Here is a 9976-nt window from a genome sequence, read left to right on the forward strand (position 1 = left end):
ATGAAAAAAATCATATTACTATTCGCATTAACACTTGTTTCTTGTTACAATCAAGAAAGAAAGTGTACCGATTTTAAAACCGGAAAATTTACTTCAGAAACCACTTTTGATGGTAAAAAACTAACGAGTTCATTTGAAAGAAATGATTCTATTCAAATTGAAAACTATAATCAAGTTATTGATACTTTTACAATTCGTTGGATAAATGACTGTGAATATATTTTAGAAAATGTGAAGCCAAAAAACAGAGCAGAAAAAAAAGCAATTCACGTTAAAATACTAAATACCAAAGAATTAAAATATAATTTTGAATATTCATTTGTTGGCGATGCAAAAAAACAATTTGGTTCTGTAACTAAATTATAGTTTTCAACGTAAAATAACAGTATGTCTTTAAACAGACTAAATTCTAAAAACAAAATATAACTAACCAAATGGAAATATTAACCAACCCAGACGCTTGGATTGCCCTATTAACCTTAACTTTTTTAGAAATCATTCTCGGAATTGATAATATTGTATTTTTATCCATTGTTTCTGGAAAATTAAGACCGGAAGACCAACCAAAAGCCAGAAGAATCGGATTATTATTAGCGATGGCATTTCGAGTTGTATTGCTTTTTGGAATCACTTGGGTAATGAGTTTAAAAAAATCGTTTTTTGATTTTGATTTGGGCTTTTTCTCAGGAGGAATTTCGGGTCAAAGTTTAATTATTTTTGGTGGTGGTTTATTTTTATTGTACAAATCCGTTTCAGAAATACATCATAAACTTGAAGGAGAAGATGAAACAGCTGGTGGTAAAGCCAGTAATACTTTAGGCGCTGCTATTTTACAAATTGCTTTGTTAAATATTGTGTTTTCTTTTGACAGTATTTTAACTGCAATAGGTTTAGTAAGTGCTGCCGAACCACCAGTTGGATTTGGAACCGCAGGTGCTATTGAAATTATGATAATGGCAATTATTATTTCAATAATTATTATGATGATTTTTGCAGGACCTGTAAGTAAATTCGTAAACAATCACCCAACCATACAAATTTTAGGATTATCATTTTTAATATTAATTGGTGTGATGCTTTTAGCAGAAGGTTCACACTTAGCCAACTTTAAATTCTTTGGTGGAGAAACCGTGCATAGCATTCCAAAAGGATATTTATACTTCTCTATTTTCTTCTCTTTATTTGTAGAGTTTTTAAATCTAAAAATGAAGAAAAACAGCAAGAAACCTGTTGTTTTACATAATAGTAAAATTATGGATCAAAAATTAGAAGATACTGATATTACGAATTAAGTCATAAAAAAACCTGATAGGTTTTAAACTATCAGGTTTGTTTTTGGAATTTATTCTAAACTCAACGTTATTTGTCCGTCATTGTCTAATTCGATATTGAAATCTTGGTCATCAGAAGTATTTTCTTCAGAAACAATTGCTTCGGGTTCTTCTAATTCCTCTTCATAAGATAACGATTCAAGTATATTTACTTGTTTGATTTTATCAGTAGTTAATTGATTTCCTAATGCTTTAATTCCTTTTACAGCAATAAACTCATCTAAATTTACAATCTGATTGTCTTTTTGTAATCCTTTTACTTTTGCATAAACTACCTCAGCCATTGGTAACCAATCTGTAGAAATAATTTCTAATTGCGATTTTTCGTGCTCAGTAATAAAAATTTCCTCCTTATTTTCATTTTCAATTAAGAAACGTTTTACAAAATAACGCTCTTTTTCTCCATCGTAATAAATAGCTGAAATCGGTTTTTTCGGATTCCATTTTTCCATTACAATCATATCTTCATCAAAATGTGTGGTCAATTCAGGAATAATGGTTTTAATTTTTCCAGCTTGATTCGCAATAAGCAATCTATCATTTGGCTTAAATTCGCCCAACAACTCACCTCTTCCATCAACGTTCAAACGGTGTACCGTATCATCAAACCAAATTTTTCTTGGGCGAAGTGTTGAAATTCCTTTTTCTTTTAATTCAATTTTCTTTATAGGATATTTTGTAACCGTATTTCCTTTACTTGCACGACCTTTAATGGCAATATCTGAAAAATCTTGATCCCATTTCAGTTTCTTAATACTTCCTACTTGACGCAATAAAATAGTCACCACCTCAGCTTCTCCATTTGGATTGGCAGAAAAATATAAGACTTGCGAACCTGGTTTTTCTTGCGTTAAATCGTAAAATTTATCACGAGTTACACCAGAAACATTAAATCGTTTAATAAATGTAGAACCGTTTTTACCATCACGATATATCATATTATAAATGGTTCGTTTATCATTTTTATCGAAAACCGCAATATGAATAATGTCTTTGCCTACGAACTTTTTATCGTCCACTTTCGCAATCATCATTCTACCATCTCTAAGGAAAACAATTACGTCATCAATATCAGAACAATCAGCCACATATTCGTCTTTCTTTAAACCTGTTCCAAAGAAACCTTCTTCTTTGTTCACGTATAATTTTGTGTTACGCAACACCACTTTCGTAGCTTCAATTGTATCGAAACTTCTCAATTCCGTTTGGCGTTCTCTTCCTTTTCCGTATTTTTCTTTTAATTTGGCGAAATAATCAATAGCAAAATCAATTAAATTATCTAAATGATGTTGGACTTCTTTCATTTCGTCTTCTAACTTCGCAATAAAATCGTCCGCTTTATCCGAATCAAATCGCGTAATACGAATCATTGGAATTTGCGTTAATTTCTGTAAATCTTCATCTACGATTTCACGAACAAACGACTTTTTAAAGGGTTCAAATTGTTTGTATAAATACTCATAAAGTGTTTCTCTGTCCGAATACAATTTGAAATCGATATACATTTCTTCTCGAATGAAGATTTTTTCTAATGTTGAAAAATGCCATTTTGTTTTTAATTCCTCTAACTGAATTTCTAATTCTTTTCGAAGTAATTCTACGGTTCGCTCTGTAGAAATTTTCAACATATGAGACACGCCAACAAAAAGCGGTTTGTTATCTTGAATTACACAACCTAAAGGAGCTACAGAAGTTTCACAAGCTGTGAAAGCATACAAAGCATCAATAGATTTATCAGGCGAAACACCAGGGAAAAGATGAATTAATATTTCTACCTCAGCAGCCGTATTATCTTCAATCTTTTTAATTTTTATTTTTCCTTTTTCATTCGCTTTCAAAATACTATCAATCAATGTTGACGTATTGGTTGAAAACGGAATTTGAGTAATCACTAACGTTTGCTTGTCTAATTGCGAAATTTTAGCACGAACTCGAACTCTACCACCACGCATTCCATCATTATAATTCGAAACGTCTGCTATACCAGCCGTTTGGAAATCAGGATAAATGGTAAATGGTTTTCCTTTTAATATTTTTATCGAAGCATCAATTAATTCATTAAAATTGTGAGGTAAGACTTTTGTTGATAATCCCACCGCAATTCCTTCAGCTCCTGAAGCTAATAATAAGGGAAATTTTACCGGTAAATTGTTTGGTTCAGCACGACGACCATCGTAAGAAACACCCCAATCTGTAATTTTTGGAGAATATAAAACCTCTAAAGCAAATTTTGACAAACGTGCCTCAATGTAACGAGAAGCTGCGGCGCTATCACCAGTAAGAATATTACCCCAGTTTCCTTGACAATCGATTAGCAATTCACGCTGTCCGATTTGTACCATAGCATCTCCAATACTCGCATCTCCGTGTGGATGATACTGCATCGTGTGTCCAACAACATTGGCAACTTTGTTATAACGACCATCATCCAATTCCTTTAACGAGTGCATTATTCGACGTTGCACCGGTTTAAAACCATCTTCAATCGCAGGAACGGCACGCTCTAAAATTACATACGAAGCGTAGTCCAAAAACCAATCTTTGTACATTCCCGTAACTTTAGTAATGGTGTCTTCCGGATTTTCGTCGTTTTCGTAAAAATGTTGTCCTTCGAAGTGTTTGGCTTCAACTTCAATAATTTCTTCAGAAAGTTCCTCTTCTTGATTGTCGTCAATAGAATTATCTTCTGAATTATTTTCAGTATGTTCCGTATTTTCTTCTTCTGGATGAATGTTTTCTTCTTCGTCTTTCATTTATGCTGAATTTATTTTCTCTGATTTAACAAAGAGTTTCAGTATGTTTTTTGTTTAAACTTCCTCTTCCACTACATCTAATTCTACCTTCAAGTTGTTAATAATAAAGTCTTGACGGTCGGGTGTGTTTTTACCCATATAGAATTCTAATAATTTCTCAATAGACGTGGCTTTATCTAACATTACAGGATCGAGACGAATGGTTTCTCCAATGAAATTTTTAAACTCATCTGGCGAAATTTCTCCTAATCCTTTAAATCGGGTGATTTCTGGTTTTGGCTTTAGTTTTTCCATCGCCGCTTTTCGTTCTTCTTCCGAATAGCAATAAATGGTTTCTCTTTTATTTCGAATTCTGAATAATGGTGTTTGCAAAATATACAAATGCCCTTCTTTAATCATTTCAGGGAAAAACTGCAAGAAGAAGGTAATTAACAACAAACGAATGTGCATACCATCGACATCGGCATCGGTAGCAATTACGATATTGTTGTAACGTAAATCTTCCATACTTTCTTCAATATTTAAGGCTGCTTGCAATAGATTGAATTCCTCATTTTCGTACACAATTTTCTTACTCATTCCATACGAGTTTAATGGCTTACCACGTAAACTGAAAACAGCTTGTGTGTTTACATCACGACTTTTAGTAATTGAACCCGAAGCTGAATCTCCCTCAGTTATAAAAAGGGTGCTTTCTAAGCTTCTTGGGTTTTTAGAATCTGTTAAATGCACTCTACAATCGCGTAATTTTTTATTATGAAGATTGGCTTTCTTAGCTCTGTCTTTCGCTAATTTTCTAATTCCTGATAATTCTTTACGCTCACGCTCAGCTTGTAAAATTTTACGAAGTAATGCATCGGCAACTTCAGGATTTTTATGTAAGAAGTTATCTAACTTCGTTTTCATAAAATCGTTAACAAACGTTCTAACCGATGGCGCATCAGGTCCCATATCGGTTGAGCCTAATTTGGTTTTCGTTTGACTTTCAAAAACAGGTTCTTCTACACGAACCACAATTGCCGAAACAATTGATTTACGAATATCAGACGCTTCAAAAGGTTTGTTGTAAAACTCCTTTATGGTTTTTACTAACGCTTCACGAAAAGCACCTAAATGCGTTCCTCCTTGCGTAGTGTTTTGTCCGTTAACGAAAGAATAATATTCTTCTGAATATTGGGTTTTACTATGCGTTATGGCAACTTCAATATCATCACCTAAAAGATGAATAATTGGATACACCATATCTTCTTCGGCAATATTTTCTTCTAATAAATCTTTTAAACCGTTATCAGAATAATATTTTTCGCCATTAAAATATATTGTTAAACCTGTATTTAGGTAACAATAATTTTTAAGCATTTTAATGATGTATTCATTACGATACTTGTAATTTTTAAAAATAACTTCATCAGCAACGAAAGATACTTTTGTACCTTTTCGTTTGGTAGATTCTATTACATCTTCTTCAAGAGTTAAATTTCCTGCAGAAAATTCGGCCGCTTTTTGCTGATTATCTCGAACCGATTCTACTCGGAAGTAATTTGACAACGCATTAACTGCTTTTGTTCCTACTCCATTAAGTCCTACTGATTTTTTAAACGCTTTAGAATCGTACTTACCTCCGGTGTTCATTTTGGAAACAACATCCACGACTTTTCCTAAAGGAATACCACGACCATAATCGCGCACAGTAACCATTTTTTCTTTTAAGGTGACTTCAATTACTTTACCTGCACCCATTACAAATTCGTCGATACAGTTATCGAGCACTTCTTTTAATAAAATATAAATACCATCGTCTGGTGATGAACCATCTCCTAACTTACCAATATACATACCAGGACGCATACGAATATGCTCTTTCCAATCGAGTGAACGTATATTATCTTCGTTATATTGATCTTGTTGCTCTAGCATAAATCGGAATTTGTATTTTTTGCAAGATAAAGGATTTCATTAAAAAATAAAAATGGTTTTTAAAGAAGTTATTAAGAAGTTTTCAGTTTTAGAATATAGAGAATAGAACACAGAAAATAGACTTGAAACTACAATTAAATTTAATAATTTTTATATAGAAATAAAAAAATACACAATAAAAAAACCGTAACATTTCTGAAACGGTTTGCTCTATTTTCTTTACTCTATTCTCTTATATTACACGTTAAAACGGAAATGCATCACATCACCATCTTTTACAATGTATTCTTTTCCTTCAACTCTTAATTTTCCTGCTTCTTTACATTTTGCTTCTGTACCGAAATTGGAATAATCTTCAAAAGCGATTACTTCAGCGCGTATAAATCCTTTTTCAAAATCGGTATGAATTACTCCTGCTGCTTGCGGAGCTGTATCGCCAACTTGGATTGTCCAAGCTCTAACTTCTTTTACACCCGCTGTAAAATACGTTTGTAAGTTCAATAATTTATATGCTGCACGAATTAAAACCGCCGAACCTGGTTCAGATAATCCCATATCTTCCAAGAAAACCTGACGTTCTTCGTAGCTTTCTAATTCTGTAATATCTGCTTCGGCTCCTACTGAAAGGATAATTACTTCTGCTTGTTCGTCTTTTACTAATTCACGAACTTGCTCTACATATTTGTTTCCGTTTACGGCAGACGCTTCATCTACATTGCAAACGTACAAAACAGGTTTAGCTGTAATTAATTGAAACGCTTCGTATAAAACTTCTTCTTCATTACCATTTGGTAAAACCGTTCTTGCCGATTTTCCTTGTAATAATGCTTCTTTAATTCTATCTAAAATTCCTTTTTCAATTTTTGCTTCTGCATTTCCTGTTTTAGCGCCTTTATTCGCTTTTTCTAAACGTTTTTCAACTGTTTCTAAGTCTTTTAATTGCAGTTCGATGTCAATTGTTTCTTTATCACGAATTGGATTTACATTTCCATCTACGTGAACAATATTATCGTTATCAAAACAACGTAATACGTGAATAATCGCATTACATTCTCTAATATTTCCTAAAAACTGATTTCCTAATCCTTCACCTTTACTTGCACCTTTGACTAAACCTGCAATATCAACAATATCAACAGTAGCCATTTGTACACGTTCTGGATTTACCAATTCTTCTAAACGATTGATTCTTGGATCGGGTACGTTTACTACACCAATATTTGGCTCGATAGTACAAAACGGAAAGTTAGCACTTTGCGCTTTTGCATTAGACAAACAATTAAATAATGTTGATTTTCCTACGTTTGGTAAGCCTACAATTCCTGCTTTCATATTTTAAAGCCCCTAAATCCCCGAAGGGGACTTCACATCGGTTCAATTTATTATTATTTTACTATCAAAAACGCCACTTTGGGGTTTAAGGTATTATTCGTTATGCAAAAATGCTTGTCTATTTAAAAGTGTTTCTTCACTTTCTACGTGATTATCATCTGGTACACAACAATCAACTGGACAAACAGCCGCACATTGAGGTTCGTCGTGAAACCCTTTACATTCGGTACATTTTCCTGGAACAATGTAATATAAATCATCTGAAACTGGTGTTTGCGCTGCATCTGCATCGAGTTCTGTTCCGTCTGGTAAAATTATTTTTCCTGAAAGTTTGGTACCGTCTTTCCATCGCCAATCATCTGCACCTTCATATATTGCTGTATTTGGACATTCTGGTTCACAAGCCCCACAATTAATACATTCGTCTGTTATTATAATTGCCATTTTATTTTGTCTTAATGTTGAAAAGTCATAATGTCAAATGTCGTAAATCTTTTTACTTTAAGACGTTAGACTTTCGACATATTATATTAATTTTGTGCAAAAATACAACGTAAACTAAATATAAACAAGTTACATATGTTACAAATTGAAATAAAAAATAATTTTGTTGAATTAGGAAAATTTTTAAGTCAGTTTTCTTTAGACAATAATCAACAAAATGAGCACGTGAAACATAATGACGTTTTTTATAATTCATTTGTAGATTTAATTGCGTTATCCCAATCTCACAACAATTGGTTTACACCTGACAATGTATATTTTAGCATTTCAAGTTGGGCAGAAGCTTTAACTGAAAATAACATAAATCAATGGCTTTCCGCATATACTTTTATTGAAAAAGAACCTAAAAATGTGGGTTTAATATTAGCAGGAAATATTCCGTTAGTAGGTTTTCACGATTTCTTAACGGTTTTAATTTCTGGGAATAATGTTTTAGTTAAAACATCAAGTAAAGACGATTATTTAATTAAATTTTTAGCCAAATATTTAATTGCATTGGATAATCGATTTAATGAAAAAATAACGTTTGTTGAAGACAAATTAGAAAATTACGATGCTGTTATTGCCACTGGAAGCAACAATACAGCAAGATATTTTGAATATTACTTTAAAGATAAACCTTCTATTATTAGAAAAAGTAGAAATTCAGTAGCTGTTTTAACCGGAGAGGAAACGCCAGAAGAAATGACTTTATTAAGCGAAGATGTTTTTCGATATTTTGGCTTAGGTTGCCGAAATGTTTCTAAAATTTTTGTGCCCAAAAATTATAATTTCGATGCGTTTTTTAATGGAATGTATGCTCAAAAAGATGTAATTTATTATGAAAAATATGCAAATAATTACGATTATAACAAAGCGGTTTTTTTAATGAGTAATTTTCAATTATTAGATAACGAATTTTTAACTATTAAAGAAGATACCAGTCACGCCTCGCCTATTTCTTCTGTGTTTTATGAATATTATGAAGATATAAATGAAGTAAAAACACGTTTAAATCAAGATGCAGAAATGATTCAATGTGTTGTTTCAAATGGAAGTATTGAAAATTCAGTCTATTTCGGAAATACTCAAAAACCAAATTTATGGGATTATGCCGATAATATAGATACAATGCAGTTTCTAATTAATTTATAAAATGACAGTTTCTAAAATTAGTATGATAATTAAAACACAAAAAGAAAAAGTCGTACACAAACACCAACCGAAATTCAATTTGGAAGCAAAAGTAAACTCCAATCGAAAGGCATCAAAAAAAGAAAAATAATATTTTTCGAAATCGATATTGTTAATAAGTCGTTTCGATATCGTATTTTTAATTTTGGGCAGTTTTTCTAAAAACCTGAAATTTGCACCAAACTACAACCAACATTATGAAAAAACACAATTATAGCGCAGGACCTTGTATTTTGCCACAAGAAGTATTTGAAAAATCAGCTCAAGCCATTTTAAATTTTAATAATTCCGATTTATCATTATTAGAAATTTCACACAGAAGTAAAGACTTTGTGGCTGTTATGGATGATGCACGAGCTTTAGTTTTAGAACTTTTAGGCTTAGAAAACAAAGGATATCAAGCGTTATTTTTAGCTGGTGGTGCAAGTTTAGAATTTTTAATGGTACCTTACAACTTAATGAAAGTTGATGGAAAAGCAGCTTATTTAGATACAGGAACTTGGGCGAACAACGCTATTAAAGAAGCCAAACATTTCGGGGAAACCTTAGTTGTTGGTTCTTCAAAAGAAGCCAATTATAATTATATCCCAAAAAACATTGAAATTCCAACTGATGCAAGCTATTTTCACTGTACAAGCAATAATACTATTTTTGGAACACAAATGAAATCATTTCCAAAAACAAATATTCCTGTGGTTTGCGATATGAGTTCGGATATTTTCTCAAGAACATTAGATTTTTCACAATTTGATATCATTTACGCAGGGGCACAAAAAAATATGGGTCCTGCCGGAACTACATTGGTAGTAATAAAAGAAGAAATTTTAGGGAAAACAGGACGTTATATTCCAAGTATGTTGGATTATGAAAAACATATTAAGGCAGAAAGTATGTACAATACGCCGCCTGTGTTTCCTGTTTATGCGTCCTTATTAACCTTACAATGGTTAAAAAATTTAGGCGGAA

8 protein-coding genes are annotated in these 9976 nt (G+C 32.2%); 4 read left to right on the plus strand and 4 right to left on the minus strand.

Annotated features, from left to right (window positions below):
• Together ACIQ11_RS05815 and ACIQ11_RS05820 are read left to right on the plus strand one after the other, a co-directional pair.
• Positions 1–366, plus strand: a 366-nt coding sequence (locus ACIQ11_RS05815; RefSeq protein WP_353077479.1) for a DNA topoisomerase IV, incomplete at its 5' end; no start/stop codon positions are given.
• Positions 367–434: 68 nt separating this feature from the next.
• Positions 435–1292 (plus strand): TerC family protein, encoded by an 858-nt coding sequence (locus ACIQ11_RS05820; RefSeq protein WP_396153672.1) that lies wholly within the window; start codon positions 435–437, stop codon positions 1290–1292.
• Between the two features lie 50 nt (positions 1293–1342).
• Here ACIQ11_RS05820 and ACIQ11_RS05825 read toward each other — a convergent pair whose 3' ends face one another.
• The 4 genes from ACIQ11_RS05825 to ACIQ11_RS05840 all read right to left on the minus strand — a co-directional run bounded on the left by ACIQ11_RS05825 (position 1343) and on the right by ACIQ11_RS05840 (position 7777).
• A complete protein-coding gene (locus ACIQ11_RS05825) occupies positions 1343–4084 on the minus strand; it encodes a DNA gyrase/topoisomerase IV subunit A (RefSeq protein WP_396153674.1) in 2742 nt (913 codons plus the stop codon).
• A gap of 54 nt (positions 4085–4138) precedes the next feature.
• Positions 4139–6001: a DNA topoisomerase IV subunit B gene (locus tag ACIQ11_RS05830; protein ID WP_396153676.1), complete on the minus strand. Its 1863-nt coding sequence runs from the start codon at positions 5999–6001 to the stop codon at positions 4139–4141.
• A gap of 237 nt (positions 6002–6238) precedes the next feature.
• Positions 6239–7333: a redox-regulated ATPase YchF gene (ychF, locus tag ACIQ11_RS05835; protein WP_396153679.1), complete on the minus strand. Its 1095-nt coding sequence runs from the start codon at positions 7331–7333 to the stop codon at positions 6239–6241.
• 93 nt (positions 7334–7426) lie between these two features.
• On the minus strand, positions 7427–7777 hold the full coding sequence (locus ACIQ11_RS05840) for a 4Fe-4S binding protein (protein ID WP_396153681.1): 351 nt from the start codon (positions 7775–7777) through the stop codon (positions 7427–7429).
• Positions 7778–7912: 135 nt separating this feature from the next.
• Between ACIQ11_RS05840 and ACIQ11_RS05845 the strand changes: the two genes are divergently transcribed.
• A complete protein-coding gene (locus tag ACIQ11_RS05845) occupies positions 7913–8971 on the plus strand; it encodes an acyl-CoA reductase (RefSeq protein ID WP_396153683.1) in 1059 nt (352 codons plus the stop codon).
• 236 nt (positions 8972–9207) lie between these two features.
• A partial coding sequence (gene serC, locus ACIQ11_RS05850; RefSeq protein WP_396153685.1) for a 3-phosphoserine/phosphohydroxythreonine transaminase occupies positions 9208–9976 on the plus strand: 769 nt, incomplete at its 3' end.

It is taken from the genome of Flavobacterium sp. (genome assembly GCF_044361065.1).
Lineage (GTDB): Bacteria > Bacteroidota > Bacteroidia > Flavobacteriales > Flavobacteriaceae > Flavobacterium.

Excerpts from the sequence above, each read along its gene's own strand:
- ACIQ11_RS05820 (WP_396153672.1), top strand. The coding sequence starts at position 435 with ATGGAAATATTAACCAACCCAGACGCTTGGATTGCCCTATTAACCTTA.
- ACIQ11_RS05825 (WP_396153674.1), bottom strand. The coding sequence starts at position 4,084 with ATGAAAGACGAAGAAGAAAACATTCATCCAGAAGAAGAAAATACGGAA.
- ACIQ11_RS05830 (WP_396153676.1), bottom strand. The coding sequence starts at position 6,001 with ATGCTAGAGCAACAAGATCAATATAACGAAGATAATATACGTTCACTC.
- ychF (WP_396153679.1), bottom strand. The coding sequence starts at position 7,333 with ATGAAAGCAGGAATTGTAGGCTTACCAAACGTAGGAAAATCAACATTA.
- ACIQ11_RS05840 (WP_396153681.1), bottom strand. The coding sequence starts at position 7,777 with ATGGCAATTATAATAACAGACGAATGTATTAATTGTGGGGCTTGTGAA.
- ACIQ11_RS05845 (WP_396153683.1), top strand. The coding sequence starts at position 7,913 with ATGTTACAAATTGAAATAAAAAATAATTTTGTTGAATTAGGAAAATTT.